21 protein-coding genes and 2 pseudogenes are annotated in these 25,975 nt (G+C 75.2%); 6 read left to right on the top strand and 17 right to left on the bottom strand.

The window, feature by feature from the left end:
• The first annotated feature begins 134 nt into the window (after positions 1–134).
• The gene (locus tag OG335_RS00250; RefSeq protein ID WP_405008934.1) at positions 135–743 is read left to right on the top strand and encodes a hypothetical protein; all 609 of its coding nucleotides are present in this window, start codon (positions 135–137) and stop codon (positions 741–743) included.
• Positions 744–1,059: 316 nt separating this feature from the next.
• Here the strand turns inward: OG335_RS00250 and OG335_RS00245 are convergent.
• The 11 genes and pseudogenes from OG335_RS00245 to OG335_RS00195 form a co-directional block, all read right to left on the bottom strand.
• Positions 1,060–1,989 (bottom strand): annotated as a pseudogene (locus tag OG335_RS00245) (pectinesterase family protein); the annotation flags it as partial.
• Between the two features lie 108 nt (positions 1,990–2,097).
• Positions 2,098–3,435: pseudogene (locus OG335_RS00240) on the bottom strand (polysaccharide lyase family 1 protein); the annotation flags it as partial.
• 94 nt (positions 3,436–3,529) lie between these two features.
• Positions 3,530–3,844 carry a hypothetical protein gene (locus tag OG335_RS00235; protein WP_405008933.1) on the bottom strand — a complete coding sequence of 105 codons (315 nt, stop codon included), beginning with the start codon at positions 3,842–3,844 and terminating at the stop codon, positions 3,530–3,532.
• 85 nt (positions 3,845–3,929) lie between these two features.
• Positions 3,930–4,670 carry a class I SAM-dependent methyltransferase gene (locus OG335_RS00230; RefSeq protein WP_405008932.1) on the bottom strand — a complete coding sequence of 247 codons (741 nt, stop codon included), beginning with the start codon at positions 4,668–4,670 and terminating at the stop codon, positions 3,930–3,932.
• Between the two features lie 43 nt (positions 4,671–4,713).
• The gene (locus OG335_RS00225; protein WP_405008931.1) at positions 4,714–5,943 is read right to left on the bottom strand and encodes a hypothetical protein; all 1,230 of its coding nucleotides are present in this window, start codon (positions 5,941–5,943) and stop codon (positions 4,714–4,716) included.
• Complete coding sequence (locus OG335_RS00220) at positions 5,940–6,248, bottom strand: acyl carrier protein (RefSeq protein WP_405008930.1); 309 nt, start codon at positions 6,246–6,248, stop codon at positions 5,940–5,942. The genes OG335_RS00225 and OG335_RS00220 overlap by 4 nt, the downstream gene beginning before the upstream one ends.
• On the bottom strand, positions 6,221–6,850 hold the full coding sequence (locus OG335_RS00215; RefSeq protein ID WP_405008929.1) for a holo-ACP synthase: 630 nt from the start codon (positions 6,848–6,850) through the stop codon (positions 6,221–6,223). The genes OG335_RS00220 and OG335_RS00215 overlap by 28 nt, the downstream gene beginning before the upstream one ends.
• On the bottom strand, positions 6,829–7,896 hold the full coding sequence (locus OG335_RS00210; RefSeq protein WP_405008928.1) for an NAD(P)H-dependent flavin oxidoreductase: 1,068 nt from the start codon (positions 7,894–7,896) through the stop codon (positions 6,829–6,831). Before OG335_RS00210 ends, OG335_RS00215 begins: the two co-directional genes overlap by 22 nt.
• Entirely contained in the window at positions 7,883–8,743 is an 861-nt protein-coding gene (locus tag OG335_RS00205; protein WP_405008927.1) for an aminoacyl--tRNA ligase-related protein, read from the bottom strand. The genes OG335_RS00210 and OG335_RS00205 overlap by 14 nt, the downstream gene beginning before the upstream one ends.
• Before the next feature lie 83 nt (positions 8,744–8,826).
• Positions 8,827–9,720, bottom strand: coding sequence for a diiron oxygenase (locus OG335_RS00200; RefSeq protein WP_405008926.1), 894 nt, complete (start codon positions 9,718–9,720; stop codon positions 8,827–8,829).
• Positions 9,721–9,840: 120 nt separating this feature from the next.
• Entirely contained in the window at positions 9,841–11,292 is a 1,452-nt protein-coding gene (locus OG335_RS00195; RefSeq protein WP_405008925.1) for a condensation domain-containing protein, read from the bottom strand.
• A gap of 664 nt (positions 11,293–11,956) precedes the next feature.
• Between OG335_RS00195 and OG335_RS00190 the strand changes: the two genes are divergently transcribed.
• The 3 genes from OG335_RS00190 to OG335_RS00180 all read left to right on the top strand — a co-directional run bounded on the left by OG335_RS00190 (position 11,957) and on the right by OG335_RS00180 (position 16,998).
• Entirely contained in the window at positions 11,957–13,840 is a 1,884-nt protein-coding gene (locus OG335_RS00190; RefSeq protein ID WP_405008924.1) for an ABC transporter ATP-binding protein, read from the top strand.
• On the top strand, positions 13,837–15,660 hold the full coding sequence (locus OG335_RS00185) for an ATP-binding cassette domain-containing protein (RefSeq protein WP_405008923.1): 1,824 nt from the start codon (positions 13,837–13,839) through the stop codon (positions 15,658–15,660). Before OG335_RS00190 ends, OG335_RS00185 begins: the two co-directional genes overlap by 4 nt.
• A gap of 150 nt (positions 15,661–15,810) precedes the next feature.
• Positions 15,811–16,998 carry a UDP-N-acetylglucosamine--N-acetylmuramyl-(pentapeptide) pyrophosphoryl-undecaprenol N-acetylglucosamine transferase gene (locus OG335_RS00180; RefSeq protein WP_405008922.1) on the top strand — a complete coding sequence of 396 codons (1,188 nt, stop codon included), beginning with the start codon at positions 15,811–15,813 and terminating at the stop codon, positions 16,996–16,998.
• A gap of 179 nt (positions 16,999–17,177) precedes the next feature.
• Here the strand turns inward: OG335_RS00180 and OG335_RS00175 are convergent, their stop codons facing one another.
• Positions 17,178–18,596 carry a lipase family protein gene (locus OG335_RS00175; protein ID WP_405008921.1) on the bottom strand — a complete coding sequence of 473 codons (1,419 nt, stop codon included), beginning with the start codon at positions 18,594–18,596 and terminating at the stop codon, positions 17,178–17,180.
• 279 nt (positions 18,597–18,875) lie between these two features.
• On the opposite strand from OG335_RS00175, the gene OG335_RS00170 reads away from it, so the two are divergent.
• Positions 18,876–19,523, top strand: coding sequence for a TetR family transcriptional regulator (locus OG335_RS00170; RefSeq protein WP_405008920.1), 648 nt, complete (start codon positions 18,876–18,878; stop codon positions 19,521–19,523).
• A gap of 109 nt (positions 19,524–19,632) precedes the next feature.
• On the opposite strand, the gene OG335_RS00165 is transcribed toward OG335_RS00170, so the two are convergent.
• Positions 19,633–20,136 carry a GNAT family N-acetyltransferase gene (locus OG335_RS00165; RefSeq protein WP_405008919.1) on the bottom strand — a complete coding sequence of 168 codons (504 nt, stop codon included), beginning with the start codon at positions 20,134–20,136 and terminating at the stop codon, positions 19,633–19,635.
• A gap of 230 nt (positions 20,137–20,366) precedes the next feature.
• Here OG335_RS00165 and OG335_RS00160 point away from each other — a divergent pair, with 230 nt between their 5' ends.
• Positions 20,367–20,648, top strand: coding sequence for a hypothetical protein (locus OG335_RS00160; protein ID WP_405008918.1), 282 nt, complete (start codon positions 20,367–20,369; stop codon positions 20,646–20,648).
• A 193-nt stretch (positions 20,649–20,841) separates the two neighbouring features.
• Here OG335_RS00160 and OG335_RS00155 read toward each other — a convergent pair whose 3' ends face one another.
• The 4 genes from OG335_RS00155 to OG335_RS00140 form a co-directional block, all read right to left on the bottom strand.
• Entirely contained in the window at positions 20,842–21,036 is a 195-nt protein-coding gene (locus OG335_RS00155) for a hypothetical protein (protein WP_405008917.1), read from the bottom strand.
• Positions 21,037–21,146: 110 nt separating this feature from the next.
• The gene (locus OG335_RS00150; protein WP_405008916.1) at positions 21,147–21,599 is read right to left on the bottom strand and encodes a hypothetical protein; all 453 of its coding nucleotides are present in this window, start codon (positions 21,597–21,599) and stop codon (positions 21,147–21,149) included.
• Between the two features lie 240 nt (positions 21,600–21,839).
• Positions 21,840–24,569 carry a GNAT family N-acetyltransferase gene (locus tag OG335_RS00145; protein WP_405008915.1) on the bottom strand — a complete coding sequence of 910 codons (2,730 nt, stop codon included), beginning with the start codon at positions 24,567–24,569 and terminating at the stop codon, positions 21,840–21,842.
• Between the two features lie 168 nt (positions 24,570–24,737).
• Positions 24,738–25,790 (bottom strand): Acg family FMN-binding oxidoreductase, encoded by a 1,053-nt coding sequence (locus OG335_RS00140; protein WP_405008914.1) that lies wholly within the window; start codon positions 25,788–25,790, stop codon positions 24,738–24,740.
• Positions 25,791–25,975 lie beyond the last annotated feature (185 nt).

Below are 25,975 nucleotides of genomic sequence, written 5' to 3'. Positions count from 1 at the left end.
ACCGTGCCCGCTTCGGTCGGGTACCCGCCGCGGCGCGCCCTGCCGGGCCGGACGTCGGGTCGGACACCGGGCCGTGTCGAGCCGTACCTCGGGCCGCGCCTCGCGCTGTCGGTGGCCGCCTCTAGGGTCGTTGCATGAGTTCCTCCCTGAGTGTCTATCTGCTGGACACGGCCGCCACCCGCGCCCTGGTCGGATCCGGCGACGAGCAGCTGCTCGAAGCGGTCCGCACGGGCTTCGGCCGCGACCTGGCCCGCGACGACAGCTACTTCGGCCACGAGATCGGTGAGGGCGCCCCCACCGCCTACGAGGCACTCCGCGCCGTCGTCCACGGCGGCCCCTTCTCCGACCGCGAGGACCACGCCTTCCAGTACGGCTACGCCTACAAGCGGCTGTGCGCGCTCACCGGCGCGTTCCTGGACAACTCCTCGTTCACCCCGCACCGGGGCGACTGGCTGTCGGTGGTCGACCAGGGGCTGAAGGCCCTGCACATCACCGCCGTCTCCGTCGAGGACTTCAGCCTCGGCTGCGCGCCGTCCCCCCTGCCCTACACGTTCACACCGGGCTGCGGCGAGTGGACCCCCACCATGATCGAAAAGGCCCTGGAGCAGTTCGAGGCCACCAAGCGGGCGGACCACGCCCCGCCGCTGGAGCCCGCCGTCGCCGACGCGGTCATGCAGTGCCTCGACTGGATGCGGGCCGCACAGGAGCACCCCGGCCTCGGCATCATCGGCTTCCGTTCCTGAGCCGCCCCTCGACGTCGCCCGCCTCCATGGACGCAGAAGGCGAGCGACGTCGAGGGACGGTCCGTGCGGCCGGAGCGGCCGGGGAGAGGCGGTTGACACAGGTCGGGGCGCCCGGCTGGAAGCCGTTCTTCGCGACCCGGCTGCCGCCCGTCAAACGTCCCTGGTACCGGTTCTTCCGACGGACGCCACGCGGCGGGAGCGCTTCAGCGTCAGCGGCAGACCAGGCCGGACGGCGGAGGGGCGCGCGGGGACCGGCGCCGGACCCTGCGCCCCGTGGTCGGGGTCGGGGTCGGGGTCGGGGTCGGGGTCGGGGTCGTCAGCCCACCGGGTTCCAGCCGTCGGTGCCGGCGAGGTAGCGGCGGGCGGTGTACACGGCGGCCTGGTCGGCGGTGAGCTGCGGCCGGTCGGCGTTCACGGTAGCGCCGGCGCCGGTGTTGGCGTACTCGGCGAAGCGGGCGGACTTCCAGGAGAAGCCGCTCATGTCCGTCCAGGGGCCCGCCGTCTTCACGGCGGCGGGCAGCGCGGTGTTGCGGATGACGAGCTGGCCGACGGCGTTCGCGGACGGGTGCCACGGGCGGCCGAGGTAGAAGGTGTTCGCCTTGGCCGGGCTGTTGATCGTGCTGTCCGTGACGAGGATCCCGTACGGCTTCGAGGCGTCGGTGTTGGGCGCGGACAGGTATCCGTTGTTGCCGCCTGCGGCGGCACCGCGGTCGCGGAGGGTGATGTTCACGCGGTCGTAGACGGCGGTGGCGTTGCCGAAGACGAAGTCCACGTCGCCGGCGACGAAGGAGTTGCGGAAGTACTGCCGGTACTGGCCGGTGGCGGACGGCGCCCAGTTCAGGACGGTGTCCTGGTGGCCGATGAAGCGGGAGTTGACGTACTGCTGGCGGTCGCCGCGGGCGGCGAGGGCCACCGCCTGGGTGGCGGTGATCTCGGGGTGGGCGGAACGCTCGAAGGTGTTCTGGACGGTGACCCCGGTCAGCAGGGTGTCGTTCGCGGTGACGGTGACGGTGGCGCTGCCCTCGGTGCCGAACGTCGACCCGTCGGCCTTCTTCGTGCCGGCCGCGTTGTCGTACGTGACGACGACGTCCTCGGCGTTGCCGGTGGCGCCCTTCAGGGTCAAACCCTTCTTCGCCGTCGGCACGTTCACCACCTCGCGGTAGGTGCCCTTGGCGATGAGCACGGTGTCACCGGACACGGCCGCGTCCACCGCCGACTGCACCGTGCGGTACGCGGCCGAGCCGTCCGCGGCGACGGCGAGCGTACGGCCCGCGGCCACGGCAACCGAGGGGGACGCGGCGACGGTGGCCCTGGCGCTCGCCGACGGGGTGGCGGTGCCGATCGCGCCGGTGTCGGTGAGCACCCCGGCACCGGCCTTGGCCCTGAGGGCGGCGGGCAGTCCGGCGGCGGAGCGCTCCAGGCCGGCGGTCAGCGTCGGCGTCCAGCCGACGGAGGTCTTGATCTTCTTGGAGTTGACGGCGTTGTAGGCGGCGACCAGGTCGGTGGCGGTGCCGTTCACGAGGTTGCCGCTGCCTGCGACCGCGCCCGTGCCGTCGCCGCTCAGCAGCTGCGAGGCCTTCCGGCCGGAGGCGAGCTTCCAGTAGTTGTGCTCGGCCACGATCTGGGCGCCGGCCCGGGAGTTGATGCTGTAGGAGTGCTGGTAGCCGTCGAGCGGCGTGGTGTCGTAGTAGTTGTCGTACAGGTGGATCTGGCCGACCCGGGCCAGCGGCGCGCGCTGGACGATGCCCCGGAACACGTTGTGGTGCAGGGTGACCCGCAGCTTGGTGTCCTTGTCGCTACTGCCGATCAGCATCGTCTTGTCGTGGTCGGTGAACGTGTTGTACTCGACGGTGACGAGGTCGGAGGCGTTGGTGATGTCGAGCGCGCCGTCGTGCACCTGGTACTCGCGGCCGAAGTACGACGGGTTGGCGGCATCGTGGTGCGGGGCGTCGGAGAACGTGTTGTGGTCGGCCCAGACGTGGGTGGAGCCGCGGAGGCTGACGGCGTCGTAGGCGGAGTTCCAGTTGCCGGTGGAGCCGTCGGTCGGGTCCCACTGCGGGAAGCAGTCGCGGACGTCGGTGAACGCCAGGTTGCGGATGATCACGTTGTCCGCGTTCTTCACGGTCAGGTTGCCGCCGGTGATCCCCGCGCCCGTGCCCGGCACGCCGACGATCGTGGTCCGCGACGGCACGTTCAGCACCACCCGGGCCGCCTGCTTCGCCTGGGCGGCACTGCGCGCGCTCTCCTGGCCGCCCGAGGGCACCGTGGACCGGCCCCACACGGCGGGGTCGTACGCCTTGAGGTAAGCGGTCAGCGAGTAGCCGGTGCCCGCCGCGTAGTCGGCGCAGGTCAGCGGCTTGCCCGCGTCGTCGGTGTTGGCGTCGACGACGCCCTTCACCCGGATGATCCGCGGCGCGTCGGCCGGGCCGGCCTTCAACGCCTTCACGAGTTCCGCGCGGGTGGAGACGGTGAAGACGTGCGCGGCGTCGGCGTCGCGGCCGCCGGTGGTGCCGGAGCCGCTCGCGGCCCAGCCGTCCTTCGCCGGCAGCACGGCGTGGGCGAGGTCGGTGGCGGCGGCGTCTGCGTTCATGACCAGCGGCACGGCGCCGAGGCCGGCCGCGGCCACGGCGGCGGCGCCGATCAGGGCGAGACGTCGGCGACCGGTGGGGCGGCGGTGCGGGGAAGCGGGCATGCCGGGTGCTCCTTGGGGTGAGGTGTACTGTTCACCCCTCGGTCGCCGCCGGGGACGGGAAGGTTGCCGCCGGTCCGGAGAAGGGTCGCGGACCTCACGGGCCGACAACTCCGTAGCTCCGGAGCCCTGGTCCGGCTAACCTCTCCTCATGCCGCCGGACCACCCCCTCCTCCGTGAGACGTACCCCGGCCTTGTCGCGGAGCTGACCACCCTCCTGGAGCGGGAGGGCGAACGCGAACTGGCCGTCTGTGCGTGGGACCTCCGCCTGGTCGATGCGTGCGGCTGCGGCGACGACTTCTGCCAGAGCATCCGCACCGCCGAGCACCGGCCGGGCCACCCCTACGGGGAGGGCCACCGGTGCGTCGCGCTGCTGCCCGAACACGGCATGCTGAACCTCGACGTCGTGCACGGGCGGATCATGTACGTCGAGATCCTCGACCACCCTCCGCTGCAACGCCGGGACGGCGCACCGGCGGCCTCCGCCCGCGGCCGCCTCAGGCCAGGACCAGCAGGTCCATCCAGCTGGTCGCCGGCTCGGCGGGGTCCGCCGCGGCGGCGGCGCGCAACCGCTCCATGCCCGCCTCGAACTGCGCATCGTCGAGCGCCTTGAGCTTGGAGTCGGCGCCGCGGCGGATCCGCCGGGCGAACTCGGCGAGCGTGGGGGCGTTCTGCTGCGGCAGTGCGTCCAGCGACACGCGGGCGAAGCCGGCCTCGGCGAACGCCGCGCAGAGCCGGTCGACGGTCGGGTAGTCGTCGATCCCGTCGGCGGTCTCCGGGAAGAAGCGCACCCGCAGGTCGCGGCCGTACCGGCCCGGGAAGGCGTTGCGGACGAGCACCGGCGCGCCGGGCCGCAGGGCGCGCCGGAGTTCGCGGGCGGTCGCCCCCAGGTCCGACAGGTGGTGCACCACCGAACCGAGCCAGGCCGCGTCGGCGCAGCCGTCCGGCACCGGCAGGGCCTCGCCGCGCCCGTCGAACACCTCGACGCCCCCGCCGACCGGGATGAGGGCGCGCATCGCCTCGGCGGGTTCGACGGCCAGCACCCGCACGCCGTACCAGTCGCGGAACGCGGTGGCGAAGGCGCCGGTGCCGGCCCCGACGTCGAGCACCGTCATGCCGGGCTTGAGCCGGGCGGCCTCGCCGATCGCGGTGCGCCAGGCCGTCAGGCCGTCGCGCGGGATCTCGCGTGCGAGGCGGTACTCCTCGGCGGCGCGGGTGTCGTGCGGAACTGCTGCCATGTGTCATCCTCCGTGGTGTCGAGGGCCGTTCGGGTCCGGTCCGTCACGTGAGCGCCGCCAGGACCTCGGCGACGCACCGGTCGGCGCCGGTCGCGCCACCGGCGGTGTCCCGGCCGTCGGCAGTCTCCCGGCCGTCGGCGGTGTCCTCGCCGAGCACGGCGTAGAACAGCCAGCCGCGCGGCGGGACGAGCGTCGACGCGGCGAGCGGCAGGATGCCCGGGCGGCCGCCGACGGCGAGTCGGCCGCGTTCCGCCAGCGCCTGGACGAACCGTTCGAAGAACCGCTCGTCGCCGACCTTGACGAAGGCCATGCGCAGCGGCGCGCCGAGGTGCAGGGCGATCAGGCCCGGGGAGAGCCGCGCGTTGACCTCCAGCACGGGCACCAGGGTGCCGTCGGCCGTGGTCATCGAGTCGACGGTCAGCGGGCCGTGGTAGCCCTCGGCGGCGGCCGCCGCGGCGACCTTCTCCACGGTCTCGCGGTAGCCCGCGCGGTCCAGGCGGTGCATCAGCTCGGCGGTGACCGGCCCGGAGCCGCGGAAGGAGTGCCCCTCGTTGACGAGCCGGCGCACCCCCAGCCACCGTGTGCCGCCGTCCGGGGCGACGACCAGGTGCGCGGCGAAGTCGTCGCCGCGCTCGTACAGCGGCTGCACGACGAGTTCCAGGCCGTCCTGCGGGAGGCGTTCGAGGCCGCGCCGCACGAGGGCGAGCCGGGCCGGCGAGTCGACCACCCTGTTGCCCTGCCCGGCGACGCCGTACGGGTCCTTGAGGACGCAGGGCACGGTGGCCGCCTCGTCGAGTTCGGCCAGGGTGGTGACGACGCGTCCGGAGCCGGGCAGGCCGAGCAGGGTCGACCAGGTCTTGGAGTTGACCCGCCGCACGGCGTCCGGGTCCGGCAGGGTGCCGGCGAGGCCGAGCCGCCGGGCGGCCTCGTGCGTGCCGGGCACCACGGCGTACGGCTGCGCGGCAGCGCCCTCCAGGCCAGGCAGGCCGTGCTCGGCGAGCCGCTGTTCGACGGGCAGGTCCGCCGGGCCGGGGGCGGTGACGTGGCGCGCGCCGAACCCGGCCTCCCGCATGACCTCGGCGAAGGCGGCGGGCGCGCGGTGGCGGGTCACCAGCACGTCGTCGGGTCCGCACAGCACGGCGAGGAGTTCGTCCATGCCGCCGAGCAGCAGCTCGGCGTGGGGGTCGCGCAGGGCGGGCAGCGCCGCCTGCCCGGTCGGCCGCCAGAGGCGCTCGGCGTCGCAGCTGCCGAACCGGACGGCGGCGGCGCTCACCGGCCCGCCGGCTGCGGCACGTCGGCGGCACCGGCACCGGCACCGGCTGTGACGCCGGATGCGGATGCGGCTGCCGCTGCGGTGCCGGCCAGGAACCGCTCCTGGATGCGGGTGAGGGTGCGGAAGTCGTCGATGCTGACCTCCTGCAGGTCGATGACCTCGCCGGACAGGCTCTCCAGGAGGTAGATGAACTCCAGGAAGTCCAGCGAGTCGATCAGCCGGCCCTCGATGAGGTCCTCGTCGCGGGTGATCTCGCGGTCGAGTTCGGGGTTCTTGCTCAGGATCCACTCGGCGATCTGCTGCATGACGGCTCCTCCGGTGCGGGTCGTGGGTCGGGGTCGGGCAGGGGGTCGGTGTCGGGGTCGGGCAGGGGTGCGAGGGGATCGGGGGCCGGGACCGGGCGGCTGCCGACGGCGACGGCCAGCGCCCACTCCCCCTCGTGGGTGATGCTCAGCGACCAGTGGTCGATGCCGCTGCTGCGGAGCTCGGCCAGCGCTCCGGCCGCGGGGCGGGCCAGCGGTGCGCCGCCCGGGGCACGCAGCACCTCGATGTCCCTGGTGAGCACGAGGCGACTGCGCGGCGCCAGCAGCTTGATGAACGCCTCCTTCGCGGCGATCCGTCCGGCCAGGGTGGCGGCCCGGCCTCCGCGGACCACGGCGAGCTCGGCCTGCTCGCGCTCGGTGAAGTGGTCGGCCAGCCAGCGCGCGCCGTGGCGCTCGGCGAGCGCGCGGACCCGCGGGATGTGCACCAGGTCGACGCCGACCCTGGGCGCGACGGCCCTCGCACCCCGGCCGACCGCGCCCGGGGTGACCGCGCCCGGGCCGACCAGGCGGTCCAGCATCGCGTGCAGCGTCCGGTCGGCGGGCACGGTGTCCCAGGACGCCGTCACCGGGCGGGGGACGCGCACGCGGCCAGCGCCTGCCGGTACTCGGCGCGGAAGCGGGCGACCACCACGGCGGCGGGCTCGATCGCGGTCACCCGCCCGCAGCCCAGGCCCGCGTACCGGGCCATCTCGTCGACCCGGCCGTCGGCCTCGACGGTCGGCGCGGCGGCCGACCCCCGGGGCACCGGACGGCGGGCGCCCATCACGGTCGTCCAGGCGACGAACGTGGCGGGCGGCGGCTCGGCCGCCTCCGTGACGGGGCTGCGCAGCACCCGGTGCGACCGTCCGGGCCAGCCGATGGAGAAGCGTTCGGTGACCACGGTGTCGCCGGGGCCGGCCCCGACCAGTGCCCGCTTGTAGGCGTCGTGCGCCGCGGACTCGGCGGTGGCGACGAACGCCGTGCCGCACAGCGCGCCGTTCGCCCCGGCGCGCAGCGCCTCGACCAGGTCGGCGCCGGTGGCGACGGCGCCGGCGACGAACACCGGGGGTGCCAGGTCGTAGGCGGCGAGCAGGTCGGCGGTGGAGCCGCCGCCCAGGTGGTGGCCGCCCGCCTCGACGCCCTGCAGCACGATCGCGTGGGCGCCGAGGTCGGCGGCGGCCGCGGCGTCGGCGGCGGTGCCGACCTGCACGAGCAGCCGGTGGCCGGCCGCCAGGACCTCGCGGACGTGCTGCTCGGGCGGCAGGCCGTAGCTGTTGAGCAGCAGCGGCCGGTCGGCGGTCTCCATCAGGGCCCGCACCTGCTCGGCGAGCACCCGGCCGGCGACCTCGGGGATGACGTTGACCCCGAAGCCACGGCCGGTGCGGCGGGCGGTGTCGGCGATCAGGGCGGCGCTCTGCGGGCCGTCGCTGCGGTACAGCGCGACGGTGCCGAGGGCGCCGGCGTCGCTGACGGCCGCGGCGAGGGCCGGGGAGGCGATCCCGCCCATGCCGGCCTGGACGAGCGGCAGGTCGGTGCCGAGGGCCCGGCAGCCCCGGGCGGCGGCCTCGGCCGGAGCGGGAACGGCGGCAAGAACCGGAGCCGGGGTCTGGATCTGGGTCTGGGTCGGGTCAGCCGGGTCAGCCGCGGACATCGAGGACCCGCTCCAGGGCGCGCTCCGGCGTGCCGTGCGCGAGCACCATGGCGTGCACCCAGCGCTCCACGCCGAAGGCGGTGCAACTGCTGTGCGCGACCGACCCGTCGGAGGTGATGCCGAGCCGCTCGCCGAAGAAGTTGCGGTGCCGGTTGACGGAGGCGATGGCGGTGCCGTCGGTGGCGACGAACTCGTACTTGACCGGGTCGAGCGCCATCAGCTTGGCGCGCGAGCCCGTCCGGTCGTAGAAGGGGTCGTTGGCGGGCTGGTAGGTCAGCGGGACGCCGAGCCGCTCGGCGAGGTCGTCGATGAACGTCCGGGAGGCGGCGAGGTGGTCGCGGGCGCCGTCGGCGGTGCCGAGGTACAGCACCTCGCGCATGTGGAAGCCCCACAGGCGGCGCAGGCCGTCGTAGTGGTCCTCGTTGCGGAAGCACCGGCCGATCGCGGTGAGCCGCAGGTCGTCGCCGACCTCCTGCCCGGCGAGGGAGAGCAGCAGGCCGTAGCAGGTGGCGGAGGGCAGCAGGTAGCCGGTCGGCTGCACGGGCTGGTCGGCGACGGCGCGGCCGGCCGCGAGCGCGTCGACGGCGTCCTCGGGGAAGCGGGCGGCGGCGACGCCCAGGTGCGGGAAGTTGCGGAAGTAGTCGAGCGAGGCGAGGCCGTCGGCGGGGAGCAGCGGCGGGCCGACGACGCCGGGGGCGCCGAGCAGGTCGGCGAGGCCGGTGAAGAGGCCGTCGAGCTCGTGCAGCAGCGCGGCGCGGGCGGGTTCGAGCACGACCAGGCCGGGTCCGGGGTTCCGGAGGGTGACGGAGCCGTCGAGGAGTGCGGGGGCGGCGGTGCGCGGTGCCATGGGGTGACCTTCGTCCGGTGGGGCGAGCAGGGGCGCGTCGGCGGGAACGCGGGGTGCGGTGCGGTGCGGTGCGGTGCGGCGGGTCAGCCGGCGGTCGGGGCGAGGAGGCCGATGCGGCGGTAGAAGGCGGTGGTGCGCTGGGCGATGGCCTCGTGCACGGCCGTCCGTGCGGGGTCGGCGAGCAGCCGGGTGCGGAACGCGAACGGGTCGGCGATGCCGGCGTCGCGGTACACGTCGACGCTGTACAGCTGCTGGATCGAGGTGGCGATGTACTTCTCGACGTACTGCCGGGCGAGGCCGTTCTCCCGCTCGTCGCCGGCCTCCTGAAGGCGCGCCCAGAGCGCGCGGACGAGCTGCGCGCCGAACGCGATGTGGCGGGACTCGTCCTGGTGGTGCACGCGGTTGATGGCGCGGATGGTCTCGGGCAGCGCGGTGTCGGCGGCCATCCTGCTGTTGAAGTGGTCGACGATCTGCTCGAAGATCAGGATGCGGCTGAAGACGATGAAGTTGTCGAGCAGCGCGGAGTGCTTCTCGGTGGAGAAGGCCATGGCCCGGTTCGGGTAGAGCTTGCCGCCGTAGCGCAGGCAGAACTCGGCGAAGAACCACATGTGTTCGTTCTCCTCGCCGAGGAAGTGGTGGAAGAACGGGGTGGGGATCTCGTAGCCGGGGGCGTGGATGCGCTGCACGACCTCCTGGAGGAGCTCGCGGATGCCGTGCACGTTGAGGCTGTAGAAGTTGACGCTCTCCCACTTGGCCAGCGCCAGGTACTGCTCGCGCGTGAGGTCGGCCGCGGCGGCGGTGCCGTGCACCGTCATCAGGTCCTCGCTCATCCAGAGCGCGCCCTCGGGGATCGCGTCGGGCCAGTCGAAGGTCTGGTACGGGTTGTAGTAGTCGTTCTCGGCGGCGGCGGTGAGGCGCTGCACCGCGGTGGCGACCTCGTCGTCCCACACGGGCTGGGGGTTGGTGGCGGTCGTCATGGGTCCTCCGTGGCTCGTGCGGCGGTGCGGGGCAGGGCGGCAGGGTGGGTCGGGCATGGCGGCGGGGCACGCGGCGGCGGGACGCGTGCGATGGCGGGGCCGGGGCGTCCGTCGGGCGGGTCAGCCCGTCGGGATCGCGTAGCCGTCGAGGTCGACCGGGCCGAGGGCGGCGTCCACGAGCAGGCGTTCGAAGGCGAGCAGCACGCGCTCGATCGCGGGCCGCGGGACGAGCCGGGTGTCGGCCATCAGGTGCAGCAGGCAGCTGCCGGGGTCGTAGGCGGTGTGCACGAAGAAGACCGCGTCCTGGCGCTCCCACGCGCCGACGAACGTGACCTCGCTCTTCCCGGCGAGGGCGCGCAGCGCCTCCGGGGAGTCACCGGTGTCGGGCAGGTCGGACCAGCGGTCGTGCATCCGCTTGTCGTTGAAGAAGGAGCCGAGTTCGAGGCGTCCGCCGGCGGCCTCGCGGGCCTCGGCGAGCACGTCGTCCATGGCCAGCGGGTCGTACTGGGCGAAGCGGTAGGCGTTCATGCCGGCGAGGAAGGTGCGGCGCACGGCGTCGTCGAAGGTGCCGCTGCCGACGTCGAGGGCGAAGAGGGCGTTCTCGGCCATGGCGGCGACCAGGTGGCGGCTGCGGTCGTCGTGCCGGTTGACGGCGATCAGCTGCAGGGCGACGATGCCGTGGCCGGTGCAGGCACCGAGCACGGCGGCGGTCGCGGCGAGGAGGACGGTGCCGGTGCTGACCTGGCAGCGGTCGGCGATGCGGGTGGCCGCCACGGCGAGTGCCGGGGAGTCGAGCCGCAGCCGGACGAACCGCTCGGCGTCGGCACCCGCGGTGCCGGTGGTCCCGGCCCCGGCCCCGGCCGCTGACCCGGGATCGGCCTCGGTTCCGGTTTCGGTTTCGCCCTCGGTTTCGACGACCGCCGGGAACATCGCGGCCGGGACACTGCGCAGGGTGCGGCGCCAGTACTCCAGCGACGCCGCGCCGCGGGCCGCGCCGATGCCCTCGGTCTCGTGACGCGCCTGGTCGAGCGGCTGCCACGCGGGCACGGGGCCGACGCGGCCGGCCAGCAGTTCGCGGAGGTCGGCGAGCGCCTCCCGGACACCCGAGAAGTCGGCGCCGAGGTGCGAGAAGACGAGTGCCAGGTGGGCGGGGCGGCCCCGGTCGAGGACCAGGCTGCAGCGCACCGGCCATTCGGTGTCGTGCCGGAAGGCGCGGCCGGCGAGCTCCCGCGCGAGGTCGGCGGCGACGGTCGCCGGGTCCGCCGCCGAGGTGTCCAGCACGGGCACGGGCAGGGCGCCTTCGGCGTCGACCTCCTGGGTGGGTCCCCGGTCGTCGTCGTGGAAGCGGGTGCGCAGCACCTCGTGGCGGAGCACCAGCAGGCCCACGGCCGCCGTGACCTGGTCGTACGTCAGTCCGTCGGGCAGGTCGAGGGTGCGGCTGATGTTGAAGTAGTGGGCGCCCTCGTCGAGCCACTTGATGGACTTCCAGATCGCTCGCTGGCCCCACGTCATGGGCGCACTTCCGGCGCGGCCTCCGTGGAAGTCCGCCGAGCCGGCGGGTCGGGTTTCCATGCGTTCCTCTCGCTGCGACGCCGCGCCGGTGCGGGCGGGCGGTCGGGTGGGCGGGGAGCCGGCGCGGCCGCAGTCGGGGTCGCCGCTGCCGGGGTCGCCGCTGTCGGCGCGGGGGAAGGAGAAGGAGGGAGTCTGCGCGGCCGCGGACACGCGGGCCTGCGGGCGGCGGGCCTCCCCGCAGGCGCCGCAGCCGGGGCTGTGCCGGACCGCGGGCGGGGGTGCCGCTCGACGGATCGGACGGCGCCCCGGGTTCGCGGACGGGCAGGTACGGGCGCCGGCCTCGATGCCGGCACTCTCCTGGTCCGCGCTGGTCCGCGGGGCGCGGGCCGTGGCGGGAACGGGTGATTCCCGTACCGACCGCCTCGGCCGATGCAGGACGCTAGCGACTCGACCCTTGAATTGTCCAGACCAATCCACTGGGTGGATCAGAACTCTCAGGCAGTGTCCAGGAAACAGGAGATGACGGGGGGATGAATTCCTTGACGCACGAATTGGTCTGGGCCAGACTCGGGGCGGCCCGCCGCCGGCCGGGACAGCGCCGTCCGCCGCCGGCCCCGCGCCCACCCCTCCACGACCGTCCTCGCACCGCGGCCCGCACACGCCCGGGCACCGGACCGCACGGGGCTGCGCACCCACCCGTCACTCCAGCCCAGGGGGCTTCAGCGTGCCACCCGCACCTCCCGTCCCGGCCGCCGGGCCGCTCGGCCGCCGCCTCCGGCGCTGGGCGGACTTCGCCCGGCTGCTGCGCCACGTCCACCCCGGCCTGCTCGCCGCCGCCCTGCTGCTGCACACGGCGGTCGGCCTGCTGCCGATCGTCTTCATCGCCTGGACGAGCCGGCTCATCGCCCGCGTGCCGGCCGCCCTGGACGGCGGCGGCTGGGCCGTCCTCGGGCTCGCCCCGCTGCTGGCCGTCGCCGCGTTCGTCGTCCAGCAGTTGCTCACCCCGTTCCAGTCCGCGCTCGGCGAGCTGATCATCCGCCAGGTCGACGGCGCCTGCATCGCCCGGCTGATGGACTGTGCCCTGACCGGTCTGCCGATCGCCGACCTGGAGCACCAGGACGTCCTCGACGTGCTCTCCGACGCCCGCGGCGGATTCGAGCGTGCCACCCCCACCCCAGGCGACGCCGCGGCGGGCGCGGTCGCCCTGACCGCCCGTTACGCGCAGTTGCTCGGGGCGTCCGTGATGGTCGGCCTCGTGCTCGGCCCGGCGGCCGGCGCCCTGGTGGCCGGCACCGCGCTGGTGATCCGCTTCGGCCAGCGGGGCTCGCTCGACCGGTTCGGCGCCCTGCGCGGGTCGCTCGCCGGACGGCGCCGCCGCCTCGCCTACCTGCGCCGGACGGCCGGCGGCCTCGGCATGGCCAAGGAGATCCGGATGCTCGGGCTGCTGCCCTGGCTGCGGGAGCGCCACAGCGCCGAAGCCCGCGGCTACCTCGACCCGCTGTGGGCGGGCCGACGGCGCCTGCTGTTCGGCCCGTTCGTCGGGCTCGCCGCGGTCGGGCTGCTCGGCGGCGGCACCACCCTGCTGCTGATCGGCCGCGGCGGCACCGACGGCACGCTCTCGCTCCTCCAGGTCTCGGTCGCGCTCCAGGCGGTGCTGATCCCGCTGCGGTTCGGCGTGTACTTCCCCGAGAGCGACGTGCAGACCCGCGACGGGCTGGCCGCGTTCGAGGCGATCGGCCGGCTGGAGGAGCGCGCCGCCGAACACCGGGCCGCCGACGAGGCCGCCGCCACCGCCACCACCGTGCCGGACGGCGCGATCCGCTTCGAGAACGTCTCCTTCCGCTACCCGGGAGGCGGCCGGACGATCATCGACGGCCTCGACCTGGAGCTGGCCCCCGGCCGCTCCACCGCGATCGTCGGACTCAACGGCGCCGGCAAGACCACCCTCGTGAAACTGCTCGCCCGACTGCACGAACCCACCTCGGGACGGCTGACCGCCGGCGGCACCGACCTCGCCGCCCTGCCGGCCGCCGCCTGGCACCGCCGCATCGCGGTGATCTTCCAGGACTTCACCCGCTACCAGCTCACCGCGGCGGAGAACATCGGCATCGGCCGGCCCGAACTCCTCGCCGACCCGGAGGCACTGCTCGCGGCCGCCGGGCGCGCGGGCGCCCGGGAACTCGTCGAGGGCCTCCCCCGCGGACTGGAGACCGTGCTCAGCGCCCAGTACGAGGACGGCACCGACCTCTCCGGCGGCCAGTGGCAGCGGATCGCCCTCGCCCGGGCCCTCCTCTCGGTCGGCGCCGGCGCCTCCCTGCTGATCCTCGACGAGCCCACCGCCCAGCTCGACGTCCGGGCGGAGGCCGCGTTCTTCGACCGCTTCCTCGACACGACGCGCGGCGTGACCAGCGTGATCATCGCGCACCGCTTCTCCAGCGTCCGCCGGGCCGACCGCATCGTCGTCCTCGCCGACGGCCGGGTCGCCGAGTCGGGCACCCACGACGAGCTGATGGCCCTCGACGGCCGCTACGCCGAGCTGTTCCGGATCCAGGCGGAACGCTTCACCGAGCAGGAGGACCTCACCATGACCGCGGGCGGCCCCCGATGACCACCCTGCTCCTGGCGGTCCGCCGCCTGCTGCGCCTCGCCGTGCTCTGCGACGCCCGGCGGCTGACCCGCGCCGTCGCGCTGATGACGATCGGCTACCTCGCCACCCCGCTCATCGCCGTCTGCCTCAAGTCGCTGACCACCGCGGCCGTCGCCCGCTCCGCGAGCACCGCCACCTGGCTCGCGCTCACCACCGCGCTGCTGCTCGTCCTCGAACTGATGATGACGCACTTCGCGCACCTCTCCTACTTCGAGCTCGGCGAGCTGGAGGAGCTCGCCCTGCAGAACGAGGTCATCGGGCTCGCGCACGGCACCGCCGGGCTGGAGGACCTCGACCGGCCCGGGTGGGCCGACACCCTGGCCCTCGTCCGCGAGGAACTGCCGCGCACCCGCGGCTCGCTGGAGGCCGTCCTGCAGCTCGGCGGCGTGGCCCTCCAACTCGGCGTCACCGCCGTGCTGCTGGGGATGCTCAGCCCGTGGCTGGTGCTGCTGCCCGCAGCAGCCGTCGTACCGGTCGCCGCCGGCAACCGGGCCCAGCGGCTCGTCGAGCGCGCCAAGGAGGCGACGGCTCCCGGCATCCGGCTCGGCCGCCACCTGCTGGAGGCCGCCACCACCCAGGCGTCCGCCCGGGAGATCCGGCTGGCCGGCGCCGAGGCCGTCCTGATCGGGCGCCACCGGCGGACCTGGCGGCGGGCCGACACGGCCCTGCGCCGCGCCCACCTCACGGCGGCCCTGCTGCGGGCCGCCGGACAGCTCGTCTTCGCGGCAGGCTACGGCGCGGCGATCTTCGTGGTGGCCCGGCAGGCCGTCGACGGCGGCGCGGGGCTGGGCGACGTCATCCTGGTCATCGCCCTGGCGGCGCAGATCAGCCTCCAGGTGTCGACCGCCCTCGGCCTGCTGACCGTCCTTCAGGGCGCGGGCCGCACCCTCCAGCGGCTGGCCGACCTCACCGGGCCGTCCGCGCACGCCGCACCGCCCGCGCCCACTGGGGCCGAAGCAGACACCGGGGCCGAAGCCGACACCGGGGCGGCCGGGCCGCCGGCCGGGCTCACCCACGGCATCCGGCTGGAGAACGTCTCCTTCCGCTACCCGGGCAGCGACCGGCCGATCCTCGACGACATCACCCTGGACATCCCCGCGGGCAGCGCGCTCGCCCTGGTCGGCGAGAACGGCGCCGGCAAGAGCACCCTGGTCAAACTCCTCTGCGGCCTCTACCGGCCCACCTCCGGCCGGATCCTCGTCGACGGCGTCGACCTCGCCGCGTACGGGCCCGCATGGCAGCGCCGGGCCGCCACGCTGTTCCAGGACTTCGCCCGGCTGGAGCTGCGACTGCGCGACAACGTGGGCATCGGCGACCTCGACCGGCTCGGCGACGACGAGGCGATCCACGCCGCACTGGCCTCCGCGGAGGCCGGGCCCATCACCGGACTCGTACCCGGCGGCCTGGACGGGCTCCTCGGCCGCAGCTACGGCGACGGCGCCGAACTCTCCGGCGGCCAGTGGCAGAAGCTCGGGCTGGCCCGCGCCCTGCTGCGCCGCCGCCCGCTGCTGGTCGCCCTGGACGAACCGGCCTCCGCCCTGGACGCCACCGCCGAGCACGCCCTCTTCGAACGCTTCGCCGACCTCGCCGCCGAGGCCCGCGCCGGGTCCGGCGCCGTCACCCTGCTGGTCTCGCACCGGTTCTCGACCGTCCGGATGGCCGACCGGATCGTCGTCCTCGAACACGGCCGGATCCGCGAGAGCGGCAACCACGCCGACCTGGTCGCCGCCGACGGGCTGTACGCGGAGCTGTACGACCTGCAGGCGCGCGTGTACCACTGAGACACCTGCCGGCGACCCCGCTGACCGGCGGACGGTCCGCGGCCGGCGCGCCACCTGCCCTGCTATCGTCCGGATTGTCCAACTGTCCTCCGGCGCGGCCGAGTCCACGGCCGGGTCCGCGGCCGAGTGCCGCTCAGATCAGGAGCTTCCGTGACCCGCGAAACCCTCCCCCCGTCCGCCCCCGGCAGGCCGCTGCGCCTGGTCGTCACCGGCGGCGGCACCGGCGGACACACCTACCCGGCGCTGACGGCCGTACGGACGCTCCGCGCGCGCCTCGCGGCCGGCGGCCGCGGGCTCGACGTGCTGTGGGTGGGCTCCGCGGACAGCCTGGAGTCCAGGGTCGCCGCCGGTGAGGGCATCGCGTTCGCCGCCGTCCCGACCGGGAAGATCCGACGCTCCGGCAACCCGTTGAAGCTGGCCTCCCCGGCCAACATCCGGGACATGGTGCGGGTGGTGCAGGGCATCGTGAAGGCCCGGCGGATCGTCGCCCGGTACGCCCCGGACGTCGTCCTGGCGACCGGCGGCTACGTGGCGGTCCCGGTCGGCCGGGCCGCGCGCAGCTGCGGGGCCCCGCTGGTCGTCCACGAGCAGACCGTCCGGCTCGGCCTGGCCAACCGGTTCCTGGCGCCGACCGCGGCACGGGTCGCGGTCTCCTCGGAGTCGACGGTGCCGCTGCTGCCGGAGTCGGCGCGGTCCCGCGCGGTGGTGACGGGCAATCCGGTACGCCCGGAGGTGTTCGCCGGGCAGGCGGAGAAGGCGGTCGAGGCACTGGCGCTGCACGGCTTCGACCGGACGCTGCCCACCGTGTACGTCACCGGGGGCGCGCAGGGGTCGCTGCAGATCAACACGGTCGTCGAGGCCGCCCTCCCGTGGCTGCTCGCCGGGGCCAACGTGGTGCACCAGTGCGGCGCGGCCCACGCGGACGGCCTGCGGGCCCGGGCCGCCGCGCTTCCGGCCCACCTGGCCGCCCGCTACCTCGTCACCCCGTTCGTGGGACCCGAACTGCCCGACGTGCTGGCGCTGGCCGACGTGGTGGTCTCGCGCAGCGGCGCCGGCACGATCGCCGAACTCACCGCACTGGGCAAGGCGTCCGTCCTGATCCCGCTCGCGTCCTCGGCGGGCGACGAGCAGGCGCACAACGCCTCGCACCTCCAGCAGGCCGGGGCGGCCGTCGCCCTGCTCGGCGACGTCACGGCGGACACCCTGCGGGAGGCGCTCGCGCCGCTTCTCGCCGACCCGGCGCGCCGCGCCGACACCGCGCACCGGGCCCGGCAGCAGGGCCGGCCGGACGCGGCGGAGCGGCTGGTCGACGTACTGCTGTCCGCAGCCGGGGCCTGACCGACCGGCGGCCTGACGAGCAGGCGGCGCCGGACCCCGGACCCCGGATCCCGGGCCACGCGACCGGGGCCGGGGCCGGACGGCGGCCCGGCACTCGGCGTGATCGAGTGCCGGGCCGTCTCCCCCGCGAGGGGCGGTGCCGCGGGCAGGGCCCCGGGGCAGGCGATCAGGGCAGGCCGTCAGGGCTGCAGCGGCATCGTCCAGCAGTTGGAGGCGGCGGCCTTGCCGGAGAGACGGTCCGTCAGCCAGGCGACGGCGTCGCCCTGGTCGGTGAGCAGCGGCACCAGGTGGTTGGTGAGCAGCCCGTCGCCCAGGTTCGGCAGGATCACGGCGTCGTAGGTGACGTTGGCGCCCTTGCGGCACCAGTCGACGGCGAGCCGGCGGGCCTGGCCGTGCGGCACGATGTCGTCCTGGACGCCGGTGGCCAGGCGCACCGGGCTGGTCGGCTTCAGGGTGCCGATGCGCTGGGAGTCGAGCACCGCCCGGAGTCTCGGCTCCGCGGCGACGATGTCGCTGACGGACTCCCCGCCGACCGTCCACGAGCTGCTCCTCGTGAACGCGTAGCCGAAGATCGCGTCGCCGACGCACATCGTGGACAGGTCGTTCAGCGCCGCCTTCCCGGCGGCGTTCAGGCGGGCGTCGGCGATGGCCCTCAGGTCCGGATCCGCCTGGAGGAATCCGTTGAGCGACCAGCCCAGCGCACCGGCGAGCGCGCTGCCGTCGATGCCCTTGACGACCTCGGTCAGGTCGGCCGGGGGCGCGCCGGAGTAGGTGCCGGCCAGCTTGACGTCCGGCGCGTAGGAGGGCTGGAGTTCGGCGGCCGACGCGCTGGCGCCGCCGCCCTGGCTGTAGCCGAACAGTCCGATCCGCGAGTCGGCGGTGATCGATGACCCCGGCAGCGCCCGCGCCGCCCGGACGGCGTCCAGCAGGGCGTGCCCGCCGTCGAGGCGGCTGACGTAGGTGTGCAGGCGGTCGGTCGCGCCCAGGCCGACGTAGTCGGTGACGACCACCGCGGCCCCGGCGGACAGCAGCCGGTAGATCGCCAGGTCCTCGTAGCCGACGGACACGGTGTCGTCCCCGATGACGATCGGGTGCTGCAGGCCCAGGGAGGCCGCGCACTGGTCGCCCTGCCCCATCGTGCCCGGGGCCAGGGCCACCAGCGGCCGCGCACCGCCGCCCTTCCAGGCCGCCGACGGCTCGATGTAGGCGCCGGTCACCGCCACGGGACCGCCCTGCGAATCCGTCGACTTGTACATCAGCCGGGTGGCGGTGCCCGGCAGCGGACGCCCGTCGAGGCCGGGCAGGCTCAGCGCCAGCGGCAACGGCTCGGTGCGGACCAGCGCGCCGTCGGCCGCGGGGAGGGCCGCCGGCGGCTGGTAGAAGGCGGGGACGGTCACGCCCCGGGAGACCACGCCGCCCGCCCCGGCCGCGGACGCGGGGACGGCCTGGACCCCGAGGCAGGCCAGCGCCACGACCGTGGTGGCGATCAGACGGCTTCGCCCCGCAGCGGTGGATCTGCGGGCCGGGGACGGCCCGGCCTGGCCGGTGCGGGGACGTTCGGCGGACACCGGGTCCGGCCGGTCGGTGGGACGGTGCATGCGGCTCACTCCCTGCTTCGTCGGAAAGTCGGAAAGGGTGCGGGTGTGCGTCGGTGCGGGCGCGCGGCCGCACCGCCGTGTGGGCGCGTGGCAGTGCCGGCCGCGAGGGGGGTTCGCCCCGCATGACGTCGAACTCCCGTCCCTCACCCACTAGTTACTGGTGGGTTACATCGGGAGCGTAAGGGAGCCTGTCACTCAGTGACAAGGCGTCTGCATGTGTCATTTCCGTGCGGCTCGCTATGCTGCCCGGGATCGCCGAGACAGGGGTGGTGGGACACGGTGGTTGACACGACACCCGAGCGCAGCGCGGACACCGACGGGCCGGCCGCCAGGCCGCCGCTCGGCGAACGACGCCGCGCAGCCCTCCGCCTGGAGATCGCGCAGGCAGCGGTCCGCCTGTTCGTCTCCCAGGGCGTCACGGGCACCACGGGGGATCAGATCGCCCAGGCCGTGGGCGTCTCGACCCGCACCCTGTGGCGTCACTTCCCCACCAAGGAGAGCTGCATCCGCCCCGTGCTCACGGCGAGTCTGGACGCCGCCGCCGAGGCACTGCGCCACTGGCCCCCGGGCACCGGACTGCTGGACTTCCTCACCGAGTCGTGCCGCCGGGGCACTCTGCCGCGCGCCGATCCCGACGTCCTCGACCTGATCCGGATGACCCACACCGAACCCGCTCTGCGCGCCGTCTGGCTGCAGACCCACGACGACGCGCTGCCCCTCTTCGCCGAACTCCTCGCCCGCAGGTCGGGCCGGCACCCGGGCGACCTGCGCGTGAAGGTGCACGCGGCCACCGTCAACGGAGCCCTGCGCGCCGCGGCGGAGGACTTCGCCCAGCGCTCCGCCGAGGACGGCACCGCCTCGGACGACGAACTCGCCGCCAGCCTCCACACCGCGCTGCGCGCCGCGGCGGAGGGGCTCCCCTACTGACGTCCGGGTCCGGCCGCCGAACGGCCGCCGGACGGCCGCCGCTTCGGGGCAGGGCCCGCGGGCCACGGGCCACGGCCCTGGACGAGCGGGCGCAGCCCGGATGTTCGCGCTACCCCTCGACCTCGGTGCGGTAGACGCGCAGACCGCGGCGCCGGTAGTTGGCGAGTGCGCTCGGGTGGTCGTCCGAGTTGGTGTGCAGCCACACCCTGCGAACGGAGTCCGCCTCCAACGGCTCTGTCGCCCATGCCTTTTGCAACGCCAGCGTGAGGGCGTGCCCGCCCAGCCCCCGGCCGACGTACTCGGGAAGGAGTCCGAAGGTGACGATCTCCACCTCCCCGGGGGGCTGCGGCGCCAGCGCCACGACCCCGGCGGTCGCACCGGCCAGCGTGATCAGCCAGTACCGGCGGTGCGGCTGCGTTCGCGCCAACTCCTGCCACTCCTCGTCGGATCGCGTTGAACTCCGCCAGCCGTACGCCGCTCCGACCCGGGCCTGCACCGAACGCACCAGGGCCGACAGGCCCTCCTCGCGCCGTAGTTCCAGCGAAGGCACGACCCGACCGGGCTTCAGCTCACGGCGGTCCGTCATCTCCAGGTACGTGACAGTCCTTTCCATCCCGGCACGATATCGGGCGCCACCGGCACCGGCCGGCGCGGAGAGGCCGATCGGTGACCCCTGACGGGCCCTTCCGTGCATCGTCACCGCCGGGTGGGCGTCGACCCGCGCTCGCGCAGCCTGCACGCGTCCGTACAGCCGCCCCCGGTCACCGACCGTGCGAAGGGCGGTGGAATGATCACACCTCCCACGGCCCGTCGGACGGACCGCCCTGGCGAAGGAGCCCCCTCGTGACCACTTTTCGATGGACGTGCCTGGCTGTGGCCTGGGCGCTAGGGATCGCGGGCGGCGCCCCCGCCGTGATCCGGGGCTGGGTACCGCGCTGGTTGCGCCCGGTCGGCGCGCCCCGCATCTGGGGCGCCGGCCAGCTCGTCATCATGGCAGGCATCACGTTCGGCGTCGTCACGGGCTCTTCGAGCCTCTCGGTCTGGCCCGTCGGGCCCCTCCTCGTCGGTGCCGGGCTCGTCCTCCAGGAGTGGGCCCGCCGCCGGACCCCGCGCAAGCCCGTCTGACGGCACCGTCCTCGACGGACCTCCCGGGGGAGACGGAGGTGCACCCCGCGTCCGTCTCCGGTTCTAAACAGCCGCCGCGAACCCCCGACTGCGATCGTCTGCTGGGCCTCGCACGGTCCCGCACCGGGTGAGGCGCTCAACGGGTCGTGACGGAGCGGGCGTTCGGCGTGGTCCCCGTGGTCGCGGGTGCGGGTCAGTCGCCGCCGCCGTTCGTGCTCCGGTTCAGGCCGCGGCGCCGACCCTTGTCGACGCAGCGCAGCATCTCGCCCACGACGAGCGTCACGGTCGCCACGACGCGGACCCAACGGGGGCCGCCCCGGTCCGCCCACACGACGCACACGCATCCGCCGACAACCAGCACCAGCGCGCCCAGCAGCAGAACCGTCATGTCTCGCACCCCTGCAATCGTCCGTACCGTGCCGGTGATCCTGCCAGGTCCGACGCCCTCGGGCACAGCCGGAAGGCGGGCGCGCCGACGTCACGCACGGGTGGGTGCGGCTACTGCTCGATCCGCAGGTTCCATCGCACGCCGGGCGGGGCGTCGACGCTCACCTGCACGTCCTGCGCCGCTCGGAGGTGGAGGACGTTGAGCACCGGGGTGACGTCTGCCGTCCCGCACACCACCGTGCTGGTCGACACGGGGTCGATGTGCACGGTCAGGGAGCCGCCGGTGCAGTACATCGCGACGTCCATCTCGCCGGCCCGGGCGGAGAAGGTCCCGACGGTGGAGCCCGCCTCACGGAGCGGTACGGCGACGAGTGTTCTCGTTCCGCCCGCCGTGGGAGGCAGTTCCGGAACGTCCGGTTGCCGGTGCGCCGTCGGGCTCGGCGCGGGCGGTTCGGCCGTCGGCGTCGGCGTCGGTGCGGCCCGGCTCCCGCCCGTGCCGGAGCATCCGGCGAGGAGGACCGCCGAGGCCAGGACGGCGAGCAGCACCGGCACGTGTCGGGTCATCGCGGTGAACGGTCCCCCCGTGGACGTCGTTTCGGAGTTCGAGAGTGGAAGATCCCTGACGTTCCGTCAAGAGCGCCCGGGGAGGAGTGCCTTCCCGTAGCGGTGCCGGTCGTCGCCGCCACGCACGCCCCCACGGGCCGCTCCTCGTCGGGCAGACCGGCCGCAGCGAGCGCATGGCGGCACCCTCCGACACGTGCGCCGCCGAGGGCGGGGGCGGCGCGGGCGGCCCGTCGGCTGTGGTCAGTGCTTCCCGGGCGCCACCGGACGGCCGGGCCGGGGCCGGTAGGGGTCGTAGGGGTGCCGCGGCTCCAGGCGGATGCGCGCGTCGACGCCGGTCAGGGAGTCCGGGCGGGCGGTCAGCGGGTCGAGGTCGACCTCGACGACCTGGGGCAGGTCGGTCGCCATCCGGGAGAGTCCGGCGAGGACGTGCTGGACGGCGCCGAGGTCGGCCTGCTGTGTGCCGGAGGGATCGAGGAGCAGGGAGGAGTTGCGCAGGTCGGCGACCATGGTGGTGAGGTCGTGCTCGGTCAGCGGGGTGAGCCGGACGGAGCGGTCGTCGGGGATGCCGGTGGCGGTGCCGCGGAGGCCGAGGACGACGAGGGAGCCGAAGACCTGGTCCCGGACGATGCCGGTGAGCAGTTCGAGGCCGGGCGCGGCCATCGGCTGGACGACCACGCCGTCCATGCGGTCCCCGAACTGGGCTGTGAACTGCCGGTGTGCGGCGACGACTTCGGCGTCGTCGGCCAGTCCGGTCCGGACGGCGCCGACCCGGCCCTTGTGGATCTGGTCGGGCCAGTAGGCCTTCAGGACGGTCCTGCCGCCGTGGCCGTACTGGCGCAGGACGCGGGAGGCGAGGACGGCCTGCTGCTCGCCGTGCGCCCACCGGAAGGGGATGTGGGGGATGCCGTAGCAGGCGAGCAGGCCGGCGGTGTCGTTCGGGTCGAGCAGGCCGCCCTCGGGGCGGGTGCGGAGGAAGGCTTCGGCGAGCGCGCGGGCCGCCGGGGTGTCGGCGACCGGCGGCGTCGCCTCGGCGACCGGTTCGGCCAGTCGCCGGGCGCGGTCCCTGGCGTGGGCCAGGGCCCGGGCGGCGGCGGCCGGGTCGGCGTAGGACGGCAGGAGGCCGCCTCGGCAGGCCAGGTACCGGACGGGTGGTTCCTGGCCGACCTGGACGGCGGCGACGGGGATGCGCCGCCGGGCCGGGCCCTCCAGCAGGGCACGGACGGTTCCGGGTCCGTCGCCCGTGGTCAGTGCGGTCGGCACGAGGCAGACCAGCAGCGCGTCGACGGTCTCCTCGCGGGCCAGCAGGTCGAGGCAGGCGCGGATCTGCTCCGGGTGGGCGGCGGCCGTGCTGTCCACCGGGTTGACGGTGCTCGCGCCGCCCGGCAGGAGGACGGCCAGCGCGGCGGCCGTCGCGGCGGGGAGTTCGGGCAGGAGGAGGCCGGCCTCGGCGCACGCGTCGGCGGCGAGGATGCCGATCCCGCCGGCGTTCGAGATCACCGCGACGGCGCCGCGCGGGCCGGGCAGCGGCTGTGCGTGCAACAGCGCTGCGGCTTCGACGAGTTCGGCGATGCTGTGGGTGGCGGTGATGCCGGCCTGCCGGAAGAGCTCCTCCCGGGTCACGGCCGGGGTCGCCGACGCCGCGGTGTGCGCGGCGGCGCCGCGGCGGCCTGCGGCGGAGCGGCCCGCGTCGACGGTGAGGACGGGCAGCCGCCGGGTCACCCGGCGGACCGTACGGGCGAACGCCCGGGGGTTGCCGAACGAGTCGAGGTGCAGCACGGCGAGGTCGGTCCGGCCGTCCTCCTCCCACCATCGCAGCAGGTCGTCGCCGCTGACGTCGAACTTGTCGCCGAGCGAGACGAAGCTGGAGACGCCGATGCCGAGCCGGGCCAGCCGTTCCAGGAGGGCGATCCCGATGCCGCCGGACTGCACGGCGATCCCGGCCGTGCCGGGGAGGGGCACCACGCCGCCGAACTCGGCGTCGAGCCGCACCGCGGGGTCGGTGTGGGCGACGCCGAGGCTGTTCGGCCCGACGAGCCGCATGCCGTGACGGCGGCAGGCACGCACGAGTCCGCGGGCCTCGTCCGGGGAGAGGCCCGCGGTGACGACCACGAGCGCGCGGGCCCCGGCGCGGCCGCACGCCTCGGCGGCGTCCGGCACCGCGCCGGGCGGCACGGTGAGCACGGCGAGGTCGGGGGCGCCGGGGAGGTCGGCGACCGACCGGTGGGCGGGCAGGCCCGCGATCTCGTCCGCGTGCGGGTTGACGGCCCGGAGGTCGCCGGTGAACGCCCCCTCCTGGATCTTCAGCAGGACGGCCCGGCCCACCGAGCCGGGCCGCCGCGAAGCACCGACGACGGCGATGGAGCGGGGGCAGAGCAGCGCGGCGAGGCCGGCGACGTCGGCGGCCCGGCCGCGCCGGTCCGCCGCCTCGCGGTCGCGCTCGTCCTGCTCGTCGAGCGGCACCCGCAGCCGGGCCCCGCCCTGCCCGCCCCGGTGGTGGACGGGCAGGCCCAGGTCGGAGAAGAGCCGGTGCACCGCGCGGTTCCCGGCCACGGTGTCGGCCTCGAACTCCCGCACCCCGCGCTCGCGGGCGGCCTCCACGAGGTGTTTCACGAGGAGCGTGCCGACACCGTGGTGCCGCCAGGAGTCCGCGACCGCCAGGGCGAGTCGGGCGGTGTCCGACCGGCCGCCGGTCGTCTCGCAGTCCACCTCGCCGACGAGGTCCGCCGCGACCCAGGCGCCGAGCGTGAGCAGGCCGGGCCGGGGTGGTCCGCAGAGCCGGTCGGCGGCGAGGGCCGGCGCTCGGCGGCCGGGTCCGAGGAACCGTGGGCCGCGGCCGTCCCCGGACCGCCCGGCGGCGTACAGCTCGTAGACGGCGTCGTGGTCGGCGGGGCGCAGCGGGCGGATGACGGCGGTGGTGCCGTCGGTCAGGAGGTCTTCGGCCGTCGCCGGGGGGTCGTCGCGGCTGGGCATCTGCGGCTCCTCGGTCGGGCCCGGGCGCGGCGTTCCGGGCGGGTGTCCGGCGTGCCCCGTCCTTCCAGGCTCACTCCTGCCGGGCCTCACCGCACGGCCGGGCGGGTGTCACCGGCCCGCTCCGGCCGCGGGCGGGTGTCACCGGCCCGCGCCAGCCGCGGGCGGGTGTCATCGGCCCGCTCCGGCCGCGGGCGGGTCGAGGGTCTCCGCGACGGGGCGGCGCGGTGTGGCCGGTCCGGGTGGCCCGTAGCCGATCCGGACCACGAGCTGGACGAAGCCCGGCCCTTGTTCCGGGTCGCGCAGCAGGGCCCGGGTGTCCGGCCACTCGACGGCCTGGTGCAGCACGGTCAGCCGGACGCCTCGGGCCGTGGCCAGCAGCCAGACCCGCTCCAGCGCCTGGCCGGCCCGGAGCCAGTCGGCGGGGCCGTCGCCGTGGGTGGTGAGGGTGCAGACCTGCGGGAGCGCCTCGAAGCGTTCCGTGGGGAGGGCCGGCGGGCCTCCGGTGAAGCTCCGCATCGGCACGCGGGCCTCGTGGTCCTGCGGGCCCAGCGCCGACGCGGGGATCCCGTCGGTCGCCGGTGTCTCGGGGCGCAGCCAGCCCCGGGTCTCCGCCTGGCGGGCCACGTCGGCCTCGGTGCGGGCCTCGGCCTCCGCGGTGAGGGTCAGCACCCGTCGGACGCCGGCCTCCTCCAGCGGCGTGAGGTGCACGCCCTCGGTCCGGGCGGCGCCGATCAGCTCCCCGAGCACGCTCTCCGGCACGTCGCGGCCGGCGAACGGCCGGCGGGCGGAGTGGCGGTGCGGGATGGCGGCGTACAACTCGGGGTCGGCGTAGACGGTTGCCGGGGGTCCGGTCAGGGAGACGACCGCGAGCAGGTCCGGCCGGGCCGGGTCGGGCATCAGCCGGACCACCGGCGTGCGGCCGAGATGGGCGGCGGCCACGCGGAGGTTGAGGAGCGCCGCGCCGACGGAGATGTGCAGGGCGCGGCCGACCGGGTCGGTCAGGGGGACGGCGCGGGTGCGGTCCGCGTACACCTCGACCCCGTGCACCTCCACCACCCCGTCCGGGTCCACCCCGTTCGGCTCGGCCCCGTTCGGCCCGGCCCCGTCCGGGTCGACCGTCGGACGGAAGCGCCAGGGCTGGCTGTTGTGCAGGGACGGCGCCGCGCCCGCAGCTGTCACGAGCAGCCGCAGGTCGGCGAGGGTCGGCAGTGTCGCGATCATGATCAGTACTCCTTGCCCTCATGCCCTCGGCGGTGCGCCCCGGACGGGAGCAGCACCCCGCTGCCTCCAGCGTGCGCCGCCTGCCGGTGCCTGCGAAGGGCCGTTGGACCCGTTCTGCGGCGGCCTGCCGCGGCACCGCCACCGCGGGCGGCACGGGAGAGGAGACCGGAGAGCAGGAGACCGGG

This window comes from Kitasatospora sp. NBC_01539 (assembly GCF_045040525.1).
Classification (GTDB): Bacteria; Actinomycetota; Actinomycetes; order Streptomycetales; family Streptomycetaceae; genus Kitasatospora.
This window is presented reverse-complemented; position numbering and strand designations above follow the sequence as displayed.